This is a genomic window from Yersinia antarctica (assembly GCF_056636475.1).
In genome coordinates, this window is record NZ_JBSJQF010000001.1 from 4,281,713 (window position 1) to 4,297,664 (window position 15,952).

Consider the following 15,952-nt stretch of genomic DNA (forward strand, 5'->3'; position numbering starts at 1 on the left):
CGCATTAAAGATTGAGACTGATTGAGGTGCTACAACACACCGAGCCATGACAGTGCGATAGACAATACAAAAGTCACCAGAATGAGCGTAACCGGGCTGACTTTCTTGGCGCGCAACAGGTAATACATCAGCAAGGTGTAGACCATGGGCAGCAGATTTGGGAAGACTTTGTCAAAGAAGGCTTCCTGAATAGAGACCTCGTGGCCCGCGGTCACCGCGACTTTTGCCGCCACGGTAATATGGACATACGAAGCAATCAGCCCACCAACGACTGTCACACCAAGGATGGTCGCTGCTCTGGAAATAGCCCCCGAACTGGCACGCAGTTTATCGATGGCTCTTACCCCCAAGGTGTAGCCCAGATGGGTCCATACCACGCGCAGTAAAAATAGCGCCAGATAAACCACGAAGAAGATGATTGGCCCCAAAATACTGCCCTGACTGGCAAAAGAGGCACAAACCCCCGCGACAATCGGCAATAAAGTGAACCAGAAAATAGCATCACCAATTCCCGCCAGTGGCCCGAACAACGCCACTTTCAACCCTTTGATCAGGTCTCGACTTTCGTGGCGTTCCTCCAGAGAGATCAGTAACCCCATCAGGAAACCAACCGCATTGGTGTTGGTATTAATAAACTCCAGATTATCTTTCATGGCGGCAGACAGAGCGGCTTTGTCATTGCCATAAATCTTCTTCAGCAACGGGGCTTGTGCACTAGCAAAACCAGTCGCCTGCATACGTTCGTAGTTAAAACCGGACTGTAACAGTGCTGACCGAAAACCCAATTTGGTGATATCCCGGCGCGTCAACTTGGTGGTTGGTTCAGTGTTGGTATCTGTCGTTGTTGGCAAGGTATTAGATTCCATCATTCATCTCCTCAGGAGCGGCAGCAGCATGGGCGGCTTTTTTCTGTTGGTTGTAATATTCGTAGATAGCGAAAGCCGTTCCCAGTAGCGCAACAGGCAACAGATTCTGTACCGGTATAAAGGTGACAAACAGGAAACCAATAATAAAGAAAGGGGTGAACGGGGTTTTCATCATAACTTTCAACAGTAAGCCGAAACCAACCGCAGGCAAGATACCACCGGCAACCTCAAAGCCATGAGTCAACCAGACTGGCATTGATCGTACCAGGCTTTGCATCGCGCCCTGTGAAACGTAAGCGCACAAGAATGTCACGGCGGCATAAGTCACAGCAACAATGGCGGTTAACAACAAGTTCAGCCGCCCGAGAGCTGCGCCATCAGCTTCTTCTGCATAACGGTCAGCCTTCTGCATAAAGAAGGAAAATGCTGAGTAATAGAACAAAATGATGTATTGCATTAAGAAGCTAAAGGGCAGGCCCAGTCCGATGGCCGTTTTCGCGTCGACACCGGTGCTGTGGGCAATCACGGTCGTCATAATACCTGCCAACACTGGGTTTGGTGGTTGGGTACCGCCAATCGGGGTCAGGCCAGTAAAGGCCAGTTCGGTCAATGCACCGGTAATCAAACCCGTTTGGATATCACCGAGAATGGCACCCGTTAAGGTACAAACGATTAGCGGGCGGAAGATATACAACGCTTCCAACCAAAAATCGATCCCGACAATCAGTGCCATGATTGCCAGCCCAATACCTTGCATCATTGTTATTTCATGCATAAATAATTCCGTCACCAAAGGCGTTGTAGGGCAGGGTATTATCGGATTAAGTCCGAGACTCTCAGATTGCTATACCCTGATGCGGCGGCTTTTTACTGGACTTTATCTTTGCCGTCACTCGGTGTGTCCTGAATAAAGACATTTACGTTATGCTGTTGAATTGCGTGCAGGTTGGCCAGATCGTTATCATCGACATACACTTTTTTGGTTAGCGGACGTTTGCCTTCCGAAAAATGCATATTCCCGACGTTCACGTCGCGGATAGGTACCCCGCCCTCAACCAAGCGGCGAGCTTCATCCGGTGTGCGACAGACGATAAAAATCTTCTGTTCAGCAGAGGCTTTACCAATAACATCAATGGTTTTCTGGATGGAGAAGAAACGGATCCCTAACCCCATGGACTCGGCGGTCATCGACATAATTTGCTGTTGGAGTTTGTCCTGCGCGACACCGTCGTCGGCAACTAATAACAGGTTTGCCCCAAGAGATGAGGACCACGCCACGCCGACCTGACCGTGAACTAACCGGTTATCGATGCGTAACAGCAGAATGTTGGGTGATGCCATGGGTATTCTCCTACTTCTATTGCAAGCGAAACGACATTGACTGCAAGCAAAAACGACATTGTCGCTGTGTGTTGATTTGCACGCCGTCGTCCCAACCACCGTTATCGGGGGAGCAAGTAAAAGTGGAAGGAAGTCCAGCGCATAGCCAGTATATGAAGGGAAGAGAAGCGGTAGGCTACATGATGATATCGTTTTGTTACCCCGTTGATAGAAAGGGCGGCAGATGTTGCAAGCTTGAAAGATAATGCTGTAAAGCTGAAAGATTGAGTTTATCTGTGGGTTATGACAGTAACCCCGCAGATGAGGTACTATCGCGGGCAGAAATCGACAATGAACTTGCGGTGCCGATCCGCTGAAGCCAGTGATCGCCATCCCAGAGTCTGAGGATAATTGAGTAATGAGTGATTTGACTCATGACGGTGCAGAACGCTTACCGCTGCACACCTTTACTGAAAACGCCTATCTGAACTATTCCATGTACGTCATCATGGATCGGGCGTTGCCGTTTATCGGCGATGGTTTGAAACCGGTACAACGGCGTATTGTCTATGCGATGTCCGAACTGGGGCTAAACAATAGCGCCAAATTCAAGAAATCAGCTCGTACCGTGGGTGACGTGTTAGGTAAATACCATCCACATGGTGACAGTGCTTGCTATGAAGCGATGGTATTGATGGCGCAGCCTTTCTCCTATCGCTATCCGCTGGTGGATGGGCAAGGGAACTGGGGGGCACCGGATGACCCTAAATCCTTTGCCGCCATGCGTTACACCGAATCTCGTTTATCCAAATACGCTGAAGTTTTACTGGGCGAACTGGGGCAAGGGACGGTTGACTGGGTGCCAAACTTCGACGGCACCATGCAGGAGCCGAAAATGCTGCCTGCGCGCCTGCCTAATATTCTGCTAAATGGTACTACGGGCATCGCCGTCGGTATGGCAACCGATATTCCGCCACATAACGTGCGTGAGATTGCACAGGCGGTACTGGCACTGATTGATAAACCCACGGCTTCACTGGAAGAGTTGCTGGAGTTTGTACAAGGGCCGGATTTCCCAACTGAAGCCGAAATTATCACGCCGCGTGATGAAATTCGTAAAATTTACCAGAATGGCCGTGGTTCAGTCCGTATGCGGGCATTGTGGAAGAAAGAAGACGGCAGCGCGGTAATTACTGCGTTACCGCATCAGGTTTCTGGTGCCAAAGTGCTGGAACAGATCGCCAGCCAGATGCGCGCCAAGAAATTGCCAATGGTTGAGGATTTACGCGATGAATCTGACCATGAAAACCCTACACGTCTGGTAATAGTTCCACGTACCAACCGGGTCGATCTGGATCAAGTGATGAACCACCTGTTCGCTACCACTGATCTGGAAAGAAGTTATCGTATCAATATGAATATGATCGGTCTGGATCATCGCCCATCAGTGAAAGGGCTATTAGAGATCCTGACTGAGTGGCTGGTATTCCGCCGCCAAACGGTACGTAACCGCCTGAATTACCGCTTGGAAAAGGTACTGAAACGGCTGCATATTTTAGAAGGTTTATTGATTGCCTTCCTTAATATTGATGAAGTTATTCATATCATCCGCACTGAAGATGAGCCAAAGCCACTGCTGATGCAGCATTTTGCCATTTCGGAAACGCAGGCTGAAGCTATCCTCGAATTGAAACTTCGCCATTTAGCCAAATTGGAAGAGGTGAAGATTCGTGGCGAGCAGGATGAATTAGCCAAAGAGCGTGATCAACTACAGGCATTGTTAGCATCAGAACGTAAACTCAACACGCTGATTAAGAAAGAGATTCAAGCTGACGCGGCCGCTTACGGTGATGATCGCCGTTCACCATTGACCGAACGTGGTGAAGCCAAAGCGATGAGCGAACATGACATTGTCCCTTCAGAGCCGGTTACCATTGTACTGTCTGAAATGGGTTGGGTGCGCAGTGCCAAAGGCCATGATATTGATCCGAGTGGATTGAGTTATAAAGCGGGTGATAGTTTCCGTGCTGCGGCTCGCGGTATGAGTAACCAACCGGTGGTGTTTATTGACTCAACTGGCCGTAGTTATGCATTGGATCCGCTGACCTTGCCTTCTGCGCGTGGGCAAGGGGAGCCACTGACCGGTAAGCTGACTCCGCCGCCGGGAGCAACCATTGAACAGGTATTGATGGCACCGGATGACCAGAAATTATTGATGGCATCGGATGCCGGTTATGGCTTCGTCTGTACCTTTAATGATTTAGTTGCTAAAAACCGTGCAGGTAAGACCATGATAACCTTGCCGGAAAATGCCAAAGCGTTGACGCCGTTAGAAATTCATGGGCCGGATGACATGTTGTTATCTATTACTGCCGCCGGTCGTATGTTGATGTTCCCGGTCGCGGATCTGCCTGAGTTATCAAAAGGTAAGGGTAATAAGATAGTCTCCATCCCATCGGCACAAGCGGCTGCGGGTGAAGATCGTCTGGCATGGTTGTTTGTCCTGCCACCTCAGACCTCCATCACTCTTCATTTTGGTAAACGTAAGCTCACCTTGCGCCCAGAAGACTTACAGAAATTCCGGGCAGAGCGGGGTCGGAAAGGTTCGCCGTTACCACGTGGCTTGCAGCGTATTGATCGGGTTGATGTTGATGCGCCGCCAGTACCAACCAATACCGAAGAGTAATCGTCGCTAGAAATGAATGACCACCCGGCTTGAGTTGCTGTGGTGGTCATTATTATATTGTTAGTCAGGCATCACCCCGTGAATGTAATCGATGGCAGGCGCAATTTGCGTGCGTTGTCGCGTTACATAATTATGGCGATGAATCTGCGCGGTATTTTGTGGGTAAGCCGTTATACTAGCGTCGATCGCATGTCTAAGAGTGAGTGTTTAAGAGGTTGTTATGCTATTAATTTTGCGCACGGTGCTGGCAGTTTTATATTGTATTCTGGTGTGTGTGTTTGGTTCGATTTATTGCCTGTTTAGGCCGCGAAACCCACGTAATCTTGCGACGTTTGCGCATCTGTTCGGTCGGATGTCGGTATTGTTCGGGATTACAGTTGAACAACGTATCCCCAAGGAAGCGGCGGACTACGGTACCTGTATTTATATCGCCAACCATCAAAATAATTACGATATGGTCACCATGTCGAATGTGGTTCAGTCCGGTACGGTCACGGTGGGTAAAAAGAGCCTGCTATGGGTGCCTCTGTTTGGCCCGCTATATTGGCTGACTGGTAACTTGCTGATTGATCGTGATAACCGCGCCAAGGCGCATGGCACTATTGCTCAGGTGGTTGAGCAGGTCAAAAAAAGAAATGTTTCTATCTGGATGTTCCCAGAAGGTACACGTAGCCGTGGCCGTGGGTTATTGCCATTTAAGACCGGTGCTTTCCATGCCGCTATAGCTGCTGGTGTGCCTATTGTGCCTATTTGCGTGTCCAGCACCAATAATATCAATTTAAACCGCTGGTCAAATGGCAAAGTCATTGTAGAGATAATGCCGCCCGTTGATACCAGTGGCTATGGCAAAGAGCGCGTGCGTGAATTATCGGAACATTGCCGCAACCTGATGCTGGCTAAAATTGAGCAGCTCGATGCCGAAATTGCCCAACAGGCAGAGCAGCAAGCGGCGGGAAAATAATACTATTGGCTTTTATTGATAGGTTATTGCGCGGCTTGTTTTGCTTAAAGTAAATTTTGGATTTCCATTTAAACGACTCTGGTCGTGAGCGTTTTGCCGTCCTTCAGCGTTATTCGCAGTCAGGCAAAATTTTGCAGTAGGTTTGATTGTGGTTTTCACGGAGAAGATATGTCACTCAGTCGTCGCCAGTTCATTCAGGCTACGAGCTTAGCGCTAGGCGCAGGTTCGCTGCCATTGAGGGCACAGGCTAATAGTACCCAGCAACCCCCATTACCGGTTCCACCCTTATTGGAGTCTCGTCGTGGGCAACCGCTGTTTTTGACGCTACAGCGTGCACATTGGGCATTCAGTGGCGGTCAAAAAGCCGCAGTCTGGGGGATTAACGGCATGTATCTGGGGCCGACAGTCAGGGTTTTCAGCGGCGATGATGTGAAGCTGATTTATAGCAACCGTCTGGCTGAACCGGTATCCATGACAATCAGTGGGTTGCAGGTTCCTGGTACTCTAATGGGTGGCGCGGCACGTATGATCTCCCCTGGTGTTGACTGGTCGCCGGTATTACCGGTACGGCAAGCGGCCGCAACCTGTTGGTACCACGCCAATACCCCTAACCGTATGGCACCTCATGTATATAACGGGCTGGCAGGGATGTGGCTGGTGGAAGATGAAATCAGTAAAGCGATGCCATTGCCGAGTCATTATGGTGTCGATGATTTCCCGATTATTATTCAGGACAAGCGGCTTGATAATTTTGGCGTGCCTGAATATGACCCGCCAGCCAAAGGTGGCTTTGTTGGCGATACATTGCTGGTCAATGGGGTGCAAAGCCCGTTTGTCGAAGTCTCCCGTGGTTGGGTTCGATTACGTCTATTAAATGCCTCTAACGCTCGTCGCTACATCTTGCAACTCAGTGATGGCCGCCCTTTGCATGTTGTTGCCAGTGATCAGGGTTTCTTGCCTGCGCCCGTGGCCGTACAGCAGCTTTCGCTGGCTCCCGGTGAGCGGCGCGAAGTGGTGATTGATATGTCACAAGGCAATGAAGTCTCCATCACGGCGGGTGAATCTGCCGGTATCATGGATAGGCTCCGTGGGCTGTTCGAACCCTCAAGTATTTTGATTTCTACGTTAGTGCTAACATTAAAACCAACCGGTTTATTGCCGCTGGTGACCGATAATCTGCCGATGCGTTTATTAGCCGACCAGATTTTGGACGGCAACGTGATTCGTTCCCGTGAGTTCCGTTTGGGTGATGATTTACCGGGCATTAACGGCGCTATTTGGGATATGAGCCGTGTGGATGCTCAGGCCCAGCAAGGGACTTGGGAGCGCTGGACTCTGCATGCCGACATGCCACAGGCATTCCATATTCAAGGGGTCTCCTTCCTGGTGAAGAATGTCAACGGCGCACCGGCGATGGCCGAGGATCGCGGCTGGAAGGATACTGTTTGGGTTGATGGTGATGTAGAGCTACTGGTGTATTTCAATCAGGTTTCCTCTGAGCACTTCCCGTTCTTGTACTACAGCCAGACACTTGAGATGGCGGATCGTGGCTCTGCGGGGCAGTTAGTGACACAGGCCGCACCAACACTTGGGTAAGGCGTTAGGTTAAGGGTTACCGGGTTCGGTTGATATAAGATTAGTGCTTACTTGGCCTCAGATGAGCAAAGAGCGAATATCAACCGCAACCTAATCCACTCTACATTCACTCACTTGATGGTGTGAGCCTGGTAATCAAAAGATATATCCTTCCTCTTTACGTGGAGAAATGCGTATAATCGCCGCCCGGTGATGATTTCTTAACCCGAACCACCTCAACTTTCCTCAATTCAAAGAGTGTTGCCATGAGTACCAGCTTGATCCAACCAGAACGTGACCTGTTTTCCTATCAGCCTTATTGGGCTGAATGTTATGGCACCGCGCCATTCTTACCCATGTCACGGGAGGAAATGGATATATTGGGCTGGGACAGTTGCGACATTATTGTTGTCACCGGCGATGCCTATGTGGATCACCCCAGCTTTGGCATGGCGATCATTGGTCGTATGCTGGAGGCGCAAGGCTTCCGGGTTGGAATTATTGCTCAGCCGGACTGGACCAATAAAAACGATTTCATGCGGTTGGGTGAACCCAATCTGTTCTTCGGCGTTACGGCTGGCAACATGGACTCGATGATCAACCGTTATACAGCCGATCGTAAGTTACGCCACGATGATGCCTATACGCCGGATAATCAAAGCGGCAAGCGACCTGATCGGGCCACTTTAGTCTATAGCCAGCGCTGCAAAGAAGCGTATAGCCATGTGCCGGTATTGCTCGGCGGTATTGAGGCCAGCTTGCGCCGCATTGCTCATTATGACTATTGGTCTGATACTGTGCGCCGTTCGGTTATCGTGGATGCCAAAGCGGACATGTTGGTCTACGGCAATGGCGAACGGCCTTTGGTTGAAGTGGCTCATCGCCTGGCGGCGGGTGAGAAAATTGCCGATATTCAGGATGTTCGCAACACGGTTGTGATGCGCAAAACTGCATTACCGGGCTGGAGTGGGGTTGATTCTACTCGCCTGGACAAACCGGGGCGTATTGAAGCCATTCCCAATCCGTACGGTGAAGATCTGCCGTGCGCCACTGATAGCATTCCTGAATCCGAAGCTAAACCGGTTACTGTTCGTGCCGCCAAACCCAAACCATGGGAAAAGACCTACGTCTTGCTGCCTTCTTATGAAAAAGTGAAGGCAGACAAAGTGTTATATGCCCACACCTCGCGGATTTTGCATCATGAAACCAACCCCGGTTGTGCACGGGCCTTGGTGCAAAAACATGGTGATCGCTATATTTGGATTAACCCACCGGCTATTCCACTGAGTACGGAAGAGATGGACAGCGTGTTTGCGCTACCCTACCAGCGTGTGCCGCACCCAGCCTATGGCAAATCGCCGATCCCCGCCTATGACATGATTCGCTTCTCGATCAACATTATGCGTGGTTGCTATGGCGGCTGTTCATTCTGCTCTATCACTGAGCATGAAGGGCGTATTATTCAAAGCCGCTCTGAAGATTCTATTATTCGTGAAATCGAAGAGATTCGCGACAAAGTCCCTGGTTTTACCGGTATTATCTCTGATCTTGGTGGCCCAACGGCTAACATGTATATGCTGCGCTGCCAGTCGCCGAGGGCAGAACAGACCTGTCGGCGTGCATCCTGTGTTTATCCTGAGATTTGCCCGCATATGGATACTAACCATCAGCCGACTATCTCTTTGTACCGCCGGGCGCGTGATCTTAAAGGGATTAAAAAGATCCTGATCGCCTCGGGGGTCCGCTATGACTTAGCAGTAGAAGATCCGCGCTATATCAAAGAATTAGCCAGCCATCATGTGGGTGGATATTTGAAAATTGCACCGGAACACACCGAGGAAGGGCCACTTTCCAAAATGATGAAACCGGGAATGGGCAGCTATCAACGCTTTAAAGAGTTGTTTGATACCTATTCCAAGCAGGCAGGTAAAGAGCAGTATTTGATTCCTTATTTCATCTCTGCCCATCCGGGCACTGAGGATAAAGATATGGTCAATTTGGCGCTATGGCTGAAGAAAAACCGTTTCCGTCTGGATCAGGTACAGAACTTCTACCCGTCGCCACTGGCTAACTCTACGACTATGTATTACACCGGTAAAAATCCGCTGGCGAAAGTGGATTATAAAAGTGAAGACGTCGTTGTACCGAAAGGGGATCGCCAGCGGCGGTTACATAAGGCCTTGCTGCGTTATCATGATCCGGCTAACTGGCCAATGATCCGTACTGCATTAGAGGAGATGGGGTTGCAACATCTGATTGGCGGCCGCCGGGAATGCCTGGTTCCGGCAGCGACAATCGAGGAACAACGTGAAGCTCGTCGGGCGCTGCGCCACCATACTCCGGCCCTGACGAAGCACACTGCTATCACCCGCCAGCGTCAGCCAGGTAGCCGAAGCACAACGTCTGCTATCAGCAAAAAACCGCAGGTTGCCAGTAGCACGCCAGTGGCAAAACCGTCAGTAAGCAAAACTGGGGCGAGAAAATCCCCGGCAAATCAGACGGCTGCCGGCGCAAAGGGCAAAGCTAAGCATCATTAAACTGAATACATCGCCTTGAACTCAGTTGTCAGACCCGAAAACATCCGGGTCAGGCCCGAGGCGTTTATTGCTGTCTAACTTCGAAATTGCCGTCAGTTCATCTTTATGCAATTTAAAATCAAACACTTCAAAGTTTTCCTTGATACGCGCCGGTGTTACCGATTTCGGGATAACGATCAACCCACAATCGAGATGCCAGCGGATCACGACCTGTGCAGGTGTTTTATTGTATTTTTGCGCTAACTGGCGAATAACGGTTTGATCGAAAACGCCCTCACCACCTTGGGCCAGCGGGCTCCAGGATTCGGTTGCAATATGATGGGTGGCATTCCACGAATGGAGCTGGCGCTGCTGTAGCAGTGGATGTAGCTCAATCTGATTGACGGTTGGCGCCACACCCGTTTCATCAATCAGCCGTTGCAGATGAGGAATCTGGAAGTTACAGACACCAATGCTGCGAATTAAACCTTGTTCTTTCAATTTGATCAGTTCACGCCAGGCACTAACGTAGTGATCCTGTGTTGGGTTGGGCCAATGGATCAGATAGAGATCGACATAATCGAGCTGAAGTTTGCTCAGGCTCTCTTCTAGTGCTTTTTTCGGATCCTGCTGGCTGTCATTCCACAGTTTAGTGGTAATAAATAGCTCATCACGAGCCACACCCGCCGCCTTCAGTGCCGAGCCGACACCCTGTTCATTTTTATAAATTGCCGCAGTATCGACAGAGCGATAGCCCACCTCGAGTGCTTTGCTGACAGCAAGCTGTGTTTCTTCAATCGTTGCTTGCCAAACGCCAAGGCCAAGTTGTGGCATCAGGTTGCCATCGTGCAATTTGATAATGGGTTGTGTTGCCATGTCTATCTCCTTCGCTGACTGATTGGGCTGTGTTTGCCCTGTTTACCCGTAATGTAAGTTTAGTCGTGATCATTCTATTTATGATCTTGCTAGCGATTAATCATGTGTGAGAAGTATCAAAATGTGCACAGATCTATCGGCGATCTGCCACTGAGAGATGAACAGCAAAATGCGTGGTAATAAGCTAAAGCCTAGCAGTTAATAACGATAGCACCCTTTTAACGGTAAGTGAAAAGAGTAAGTAGATGTTGAACAGAAGGCATCCTGTTCAACGATGCCTTCTGTGTTGAAAACTGTAAACTGGGCTGATGCTATTATTAGACCGCAGCTTCGTAGATACGTTTACTATCAGCTAAAGTGATATCACTGTGTTCGCCAAGCTGGGTCATACCGTGCTCTTCCAGTTTTTTAATCAAATCAGGAATAGAACTGCCATCCAGTTTGTAGGCCGACAGGCGAGTAGCAACGCCCATGCTTTCAAAGAAATGACGGGTAGCTTCAATTGCGGCATCGATGCGGTGCTCTTCGCTACCGTCACGTAGGCCCCAGACACGCTCCGCGTATTGCAGCAGTTTGGCGCGCTTTTGTTGCTTCTTCGCCACTAACAGAGCGGGCAGTACTACCGCCAGCGTCTGAGCATGGTCCAGACCATGGCGGGCGGTCAGTTCGTGGCCTAACATGTGTGTCGCCCAGTCTTGTGGCACACCGGCCCCAATCAGGCCGTTTAATGCCATAGTGGCACTCCACATAATATTGGCGCGCACATTGTAGTTTTCTGGCTCCGCCAATGCTTTCGGACCTTCCTCAATCAGGGTTAACAACAGCCCTTCAGCAAAGCGATCCTGCACTTTTGCATCAACCGGGTAAGTCAGATATTGCTCAATGGTATGTACAAAAGCATCGACAACACCGTTCGCGACTTGGCGCGGTGGCAAAGTATAAGTGACAACCGGGTCCAGCACGGCAAACAGTGGCTGGACAAAGGGTGAGAAGAAGTGCTGCTTATCACCGGTTTCACGGCGGCTGATAACTGCGCCATTGTTAGCTTCAGAACCGGTAGCAGGCAGAGTCAGTACTGAACCCATTGGCAGTGCTTCTTTAATATCGCTGCCAGTGGTTTGCAGAATATGCCATGGTTCTTGTGGGTAATTGACGGCAGCGGCGATGAATTTGGTGCCATCTAATACTGATCCCCCTCCCACCGCTAGCAGGAAGTCGATTTTCTCCGCCCGGCAAAGCGCAACAGCTTTCATCAGGGTTTCATAGGTTGGATTCGGCTCAATACCGCCAAACTCCAGGAAATCAAAGCCTTTCAGTGCCTGATGGACTTGATCCAGCACACCATTTTGTTTGATGCTGCCGCCGCCATAGGTAATCAAGATGCGGGCATCAGCAGGAATTTCTTTACTCAATTGTGCTATTTGACCAGTACCGAACAGCACTTTAGTGGGGGTATGGAGGGTAAAGTTTTGCATTATTTGTCTTCCAGCTTATGGGTGATGAACAATTATGGTAATCAAAACGCGACGTATTAGCCGGTGATGCAATGATTGTTTATTGCCGTACCATTGGCAGCCATTGTCGGCAACTTAGCGCGATACCTCAATGCACATTTCTGCCTTGCTCTTGCCTATTTCTCCAAAGAACTGTAGAAAATGCGGTAAATATTGCACAATTTATATCTGATCGTTTTGGTTGCTAGATTGTCTCAGATAACTCCAGTAAGTGAGAGTATATGGTTGAGGTTAATGATATTCAGGTACAGATGGCCGAAAAAATTACACGTTTGGCTAAGGGGAATGGCTTAACGCCCTCTGCTGTGCCACGGGTGAAAATTTTGTACTCCACAGTGCACCAGCCGCGCACTCCGGTAATGTACACCCCCAGTGTAGTCATCATATTCCAGGGGCACAAAGTGGGTTATCTGGGCAGTAAAGTGTTTCAGTATGATCCGAAAAATTACCTTATTCTGACGGTTCCACTGCCGTTTGAATGTGAAACTTTTGCCAGCCCTGAAATACCTCTGGCGGGAATATCGATTCATATAGACAGCCAGATGCTACAGGATCTGCTGATAGATATAGGTGATGATGAGCTGGATAAACCGTTCGGTAATACCTCTGGCGTCAATTCATCGGCGCTGACCGAAGAGATGCTGTGTGCCACCGAGCGCTTATTGGATGTGATGTCCAATCCCCGTGATGCCAGAGTGCTCGGCCCACAAATTGTGCGGGAAATTCTCTACTATGTGCTGTGTGGTCAATGCGGAGGAGCCTTGCAGGCGCTGGTTAACCGCCATGGGCACTTTAATCAAATTACCAAAACCTTGCGGCGTATTGAAAATCAATTTGCAGATAATCTGAATGTTGAGCAATTAGCGGCAGATGTGAACATGAGTGTTTCGGCGTTTCATCATAACTTCAAAGCCGTCACTAATACCTCGCCACTGCAATATCTCAAATCTTACCGGTTGCATCGCGCACGAATGATGATGTTGCACGATGGGCTAAAAGCCAGTACCGCAGCCAACAAAGTAGGGTATGAGAGTGCTTCACAGTTCAGCCGTGAGTTTAAACGCTATTTTGGCCTCACACCCAGTGAAGAGGTCGCTAAACTGCGGACTAACTGATTTTACGGCCCAGCGAATAATGGCAATAAAAAACGGCGCGGTGAGCGCCGTTTAACTGCTTGAGTCACGAGGCAAACACAGGGTTACTCAGTGACACTTTTACGTTTACACCACACCAACACCAGTGTGCCGACCAAACCAATCAGCAACAACACTATTGGTAAAATCATCAGTGCTGTCATCACCTGGTTTTCATAGTGCTTAACGAATGGGATATGACTTAGCGCGAAACCTAACCCAACGACACTCCCCACCCATAGCAGCCCGCTTAACCAATTAAAGAACTGAAAACGTGCACTGTTCAGGCCAGAAATACCCGCCAGCGTTGGCAGTAAAGTCCGTACAAAAGCGAGAAAACGGCCAATTATCAGGGCCGCCAAACCATGGCGTACAAACAGAGTATGGGCGCGTTGCCGATAATGAACCGGTAGCTGTAACAGCCACCTTTTAACTATTTTAGTATCGCCTAACCACAGCCCTTGCAGGTAACTGAGCCAACAACCCAAGCTGGCAGCAGTGGTTAAAATTATCATGGTCGGTAAGAACCCCATGACTCCCTTGGCAATTAATGCACCCGCCAATAGCAACAAACTATCACCGGGGAGGAAAGAAGCCGGTAGCAAACCGTTTTCTAAAAATAGGGTGGTAAAGAGAATGCCGTAAATGACCCAAATCACATTCGGATCGGCAAGTTTACTAAAATCCTGCTGCCATAAGGCATGAAGGATTTCGCGTAATACATCCATTTCTGTTCCTGTTTGCCTAGCGTGTGAGGATATTGTTGTAAGGACTGGTCTAGTGTATCCGTAATGGCGCGGATCCACATTGATCTTATCCTCAATAATCGAATTTTTGAGGGATATATACGTGTCGATGAGACTATTTGTGTAAGAGAGGATTAATGCGCGGATATTGTTACCGCGCATTAACAAATCAATCGTTCAGAAACCCTTACTGCACTGTTTTGATGCGCTCAAATCCTGCGGCCAAATCGTCCTGCAAATCTTGCACATTCTCCAGACCAATATGCAGACGGAACAGTGTGCCTTTTATCCCGTCCCCTTCATACTGACGAATGGCACGGATATTCTCCGGTTGATAACCTAGAATCAAGGATTCAAAACCGCCCCATGAAAAGGCCATACTGAAGTGGGTGAAATGGTCGAGATAAGCCTCTAACTGTTGCTGACTTAACTCTTCTTTTAATTCAAAAGAGAACAAGCCATTACAGCCAGTGAAGTCTCGTTTATAGAATTCATGGCCTTTGCAGCTTGGCAGGGCAGGGTGATAGACAGTGGCAACTTCCGGGCGCTGAGCCAGCCAGTTAGCAATTTCAATACTGCTTTTCTCGTGTTGTTTTAAACGCACGCCCAGTGTGCGCAATCCACGGCTAGCAAGATAAGCTGTGTCAGCATCAACCATTTGCCCCATCAGATAAGAGTCTTCCCGCAGTTGCTCCCAACAACGCGCGTTGGCAACGGCAATCCCCAGCATCGCATCAGAATGACCAATGATGTATTTAGTTCCTGATTGGATAGAGATATCAATACCAAAATCCAGTGCTTTAAACAGCACACCCGCAGCCCAGGTGTTATCCATCATAATAATGATGTCTGGTGAAACGGCCCGGATGGCTTGTACCATTGCCGGAATATCTTGTACTTCCATGGTGATGGAACCGGGTGACTCAAGGAATACCACTTTGGTTTTTGGGGTAATTAATGAGTCGATCCCGGCACCTATCATCGGATCAAAATAGGTCGTGGTGATATTCATGCGTGATAAAATTTTATCGCAAAAACTTTGGGCCGGCTCATAAGCAGAACCGGTCATTAGCACATGGTCACCCGTTGCGACAAATGACAAAATTGCGTTGCTGATAGCCGCGGCACCGCAAGGATAAAGGACGCAACCTGCGCCACCTTCCAGCTCTGTCATCGCCTCTTGCAGCGAGAAGTGAGTCAGGGTGCCTCGGCGGCCATAGAATAATTCGCCTTTTCCCCGATTGATAGTGGCATGCTTCTTCGCTTTTACCGAGTCGAAAACCAGCGATGAAGCTCGCTGGATCACCGTATTCACTGAGCCTTGAGTAAATCGTTTACTTCTGCCCGCACTGACTAAGGCTGTTTCCAGTTTTTCTGTCGTTTCTTTGTTTGCAGACATGATCGTGTCGTCACCTTTATATAGGATATGCTGTAGTTCCAGAGCCAGCATTCATTTTAGAGATATATTCCTTACGTTAGCATGATGATTGTTATGTGGGGGTAGCTTTCACCATGAAAAAAACTAAAGAGAGTGACGCGCTGTTTTCTGACGGTTTGTAATGGAGAAATTCTGTGTAAGTGGCAAAACAAGGGATTTATTAAGGAGTCTTGGTGAGAGTTCTTTAGTTCAATCAATCACTTCTTATCTTTATATCTAATGTTATCGGCATGGAATAATTAAGGTCGCTATCATTTCTATTAATTTACATAATTGTTTCAATCAGAATAATTCTCTTTCATTCTTAAAAAATCGTCTCAA

12 protein-coding genes are annotated in these 15,952 nt (G+C 48.9%); 5 read left to right on the forward strand and 7 right to left on the reverse strand.

The features are described from left to right. Positions 1-29: 29 nt before the first annotated feature. The 3 genes from agaD to agaB form a co-directional block, all read right to left on the reverse strand. Positions 30-866: a PTS galactosamine transporter subunit IID gene (gene agaD / locus ACWJJO_RS19865; protein WP_193784865.1), complete on the reverse strand. Its 837-nt coding sequence runs from the start codon at positions 864-866 to the stop codon at positions 30-32. Beyond that, a complete protein-coding gene (gene agaC / locus ACWJJO_RS19870) occupies positions 856-1,641 on the reverse strand; it encodes a PTS galactosamine transporter subunit IIC (RefSeq protein ID WP_083162397.1) in 786 nt (261 codons plus the stop codon). Before agaC ends, agaD begins: the two co-directional genes overlap by 11 nt. Before the next feature lie 92 nt (positions 1,642-1,733). Then, a complete protein-coding gene (gene agaB, locus ACWJJO_RS19875; protein ID WP_004390117.1) occupies positions 1,734-2,207 on the reverse strand; it encodes a PTS galactosamine transporter subunit IIB in 474 nt (157 codons plus the stop codon). A 397-nt stretch (positions 2,208-2,604) separates the two neighbouring features. On the opposite strand from agaB, the gene parC reads away from it, so the two are divergent. The 4 genes from parC to ACWJJO_RS19895 all read left to right on the forward strand — a co-directional run bounded on the left by parC (position 2,605) and on the right by ACWJJO_RS19895 (position 9,945). Next, positions 2,605-4,872: a DNA topoisomerase IV subunit A gene (gene parC, locus ACWJJO_RS19880; protein ID WP_005188260.1), complete on the forward strand. Its 2,268-nt coding sequence runs from the start codon at positions 2,605-2,607 to the stop codon at positions 4,870-4,872. A gap of 220 nt (positions 4,873-5,092) precedes the next feature. After that, positions 5,093-5,833: a 1-acylglycerol-3-phosphate O-acyltransferase gene (locus tag ACWJJO_RS19885; protein WP_083162401.1), complete on the forward strand. Its 741-nt coding sequence runs from the start codon at positions 5,093-5,095 to the stop codon at positions 5,831-5,833. Positions 5,834-6,001: 168 nt separating this feature from the next. Beyond that, complete coding sequence (ftsP, locus tag ACWJJO_RS19890; protein ID WP_372560495.1) at positions 6,002-7,429, forward strand: cell division protein FtsP; 1,428 nt, start codon at positions 6,002-6,004, stop codon at positions 7,427-7,429. A 245-nt stretch (positions 7,430-7,674) separates the two neighbouring features. After that, complete coding sequence (locus ACWJJO_RS19895; protein WP_481091445.1) at positions 7,675-9,945, forward strand: YgiQ family radical SAM protein; 2,271 nt, start codon at positions 7,675-7,677, stop codon at positions 9,943-9,945. A gap of 21 nt (positions 9,946-9,966) precedes the next feature. Here the strand turns inward: ACWJJO_RS19895 and dkgA are convergent, their stop codons facing one another. Further along, the gene (gene dkgA / locus ACWJJO_RS19900; protein WP_083162407.1) at positions 9,967-10,800 is read right to left on the reverse strand and encodes a 2,5-didehydrogluconate reductase DkgA; all 834 of its coding nucleotides are present in this window, start codon (positions 10,798-10,800) and stop codon (positions 9,967-9,969) included. Positions 10,801-11,117: 317 nt separating this feature from the next. After that, positions 11,118-12,275 (reverse strand): alcohol dehydrogenase, encoded by a 1,158-nt coding sequence (gene yqhD / locus ACWJJO_RS19905; protein WP_083162409.1) that lies wholly within the window; start codon positions 12,273-12,275, stop codon positions 11,118-11,120. 260 nt (positions 12,276-12,535) lie between these two features. Here yqhD and ACWJJO_RS19910 point away from each other — a divergent pair, with 260 nt between their 5' ends. Continuing rightward, positions 12,536-13,429: an AraC family transcriptional regulator gene (locus tag ACWJJO_RS19910; RefSeq protein WP_083162411.1), complete on the forward strand. Its 894-nt coding sequence runs from the start codon at positions 12,536-12,538 to the stop codon at positions 13,427-13,429. 83 nt (positions 13,430-13,512) lie between these two features. Here ACWJJO_RS19910 and ACWJJO_RS19915 read toward each other — a convergent pair whose 3' ends face one another. Next, positions 13,513-14,175 (reverse strand): DedA family protein, encoded by a 663-nt coding sequence (locus tag ACWJJO_RS19915; RefSeq protein WP_083162413.1) that lies wholly within the window; start codon positions 14,173-14,175, stop codon positions 13,513-13,515. A 205-nt stretch (positions 14,176-14,380) separates the two neighbouring features. Then, entirely contained in the window at positions 14,381-15,592 is a 1,212-nt protein-coding gene (metC, locus tag ACWJJO_RS19920) for a cystathionine beta-lyase (protein WP_083164051.1), read from the reverse strand. Positions 15,593-15,952: the final 360 nt, after the last annotated feature.

Bases quoted from the DNA above. Each gene is read 5' to 3' on its own strand.
- agaD (WP_193784865.1), bottom strand. From the start codon at position 866: ATGGAATCTAATACCTTGCCAACAACGACAGATACCAACACTGAACCA.
- agaC (WP_083162397.1), bottom strand. From the start codon at position 1,641: ATGCATGAAATAACAATGATGCAAGGTATTGGGCTGGCAATCATGGCA.
- agaB (WP_004390117.1), bottom strand. From the start codon at position 2,207: ATGGCATCACCCAACATTCTGCTGTTACGCATCGATAACCGGTTAGTT.
- parC (WP_005188260.1), top strand. From the start codon at position 2,605: ATGAGTGATTTGACTCATGACGGTGCAGAACGCTTACCGCTGCACACC.
- ACWJJO_RS19885 (WP_083162401.1), top strand. From the start codon at position 5,093: ATGCTATTAATTTTGCGCACGGTGCTGGCAGTTTTATATTGTATTCTG.
- ftsP (WP_372560495.1), top strand. From the start codon at position 6,002: ATGTCACTCAGTCGTCGCCAGTTCATTCAGGCTACGAGCTTAGCGCTA.
- ACWJJO_RS19895 (WP_481091445.1), top strand. From the start codon at position 7,675: ATGAGTACCAGCTTGATCCAACCAGAACGTGACCTGTTTTCCTATCAG.
- dkgA (WP_083162407.1), bottom strand. From the start codon at position 10,800: ATGGCAACACAACCCATTATCAAATTGCACGATGGCAACCTGATGCCA.
- yqhD (WP_083162409.1), bottom strand. From the start codon at position 12,275: ATGCAAAACTTTACCCTCCATACCCCCACTAAAGTGCTGTTCGGTACT.
- ACWJJO_RS19910 (WP_083162411.1), top strand. From the start codon at position 12,536: ATGGTTGAGGTTAATGATATTCAGGTACAGATGGCCGAAAAAATTACA.
- ACWJJO_RS19915 (WP_083162413.1), bottom strand. From the start codon at position 14,175: ATGGATGTATTACGCGAAATCCTTCATGCCTTATGGCAGCAGGATTTT.
- metC (WP_083164051.1), bottom strand. From the start codon at position 15,592: ATGTCTGCAAACAAAGAAACGACAGAAAAACTGGAAACAGCCTTAGTC.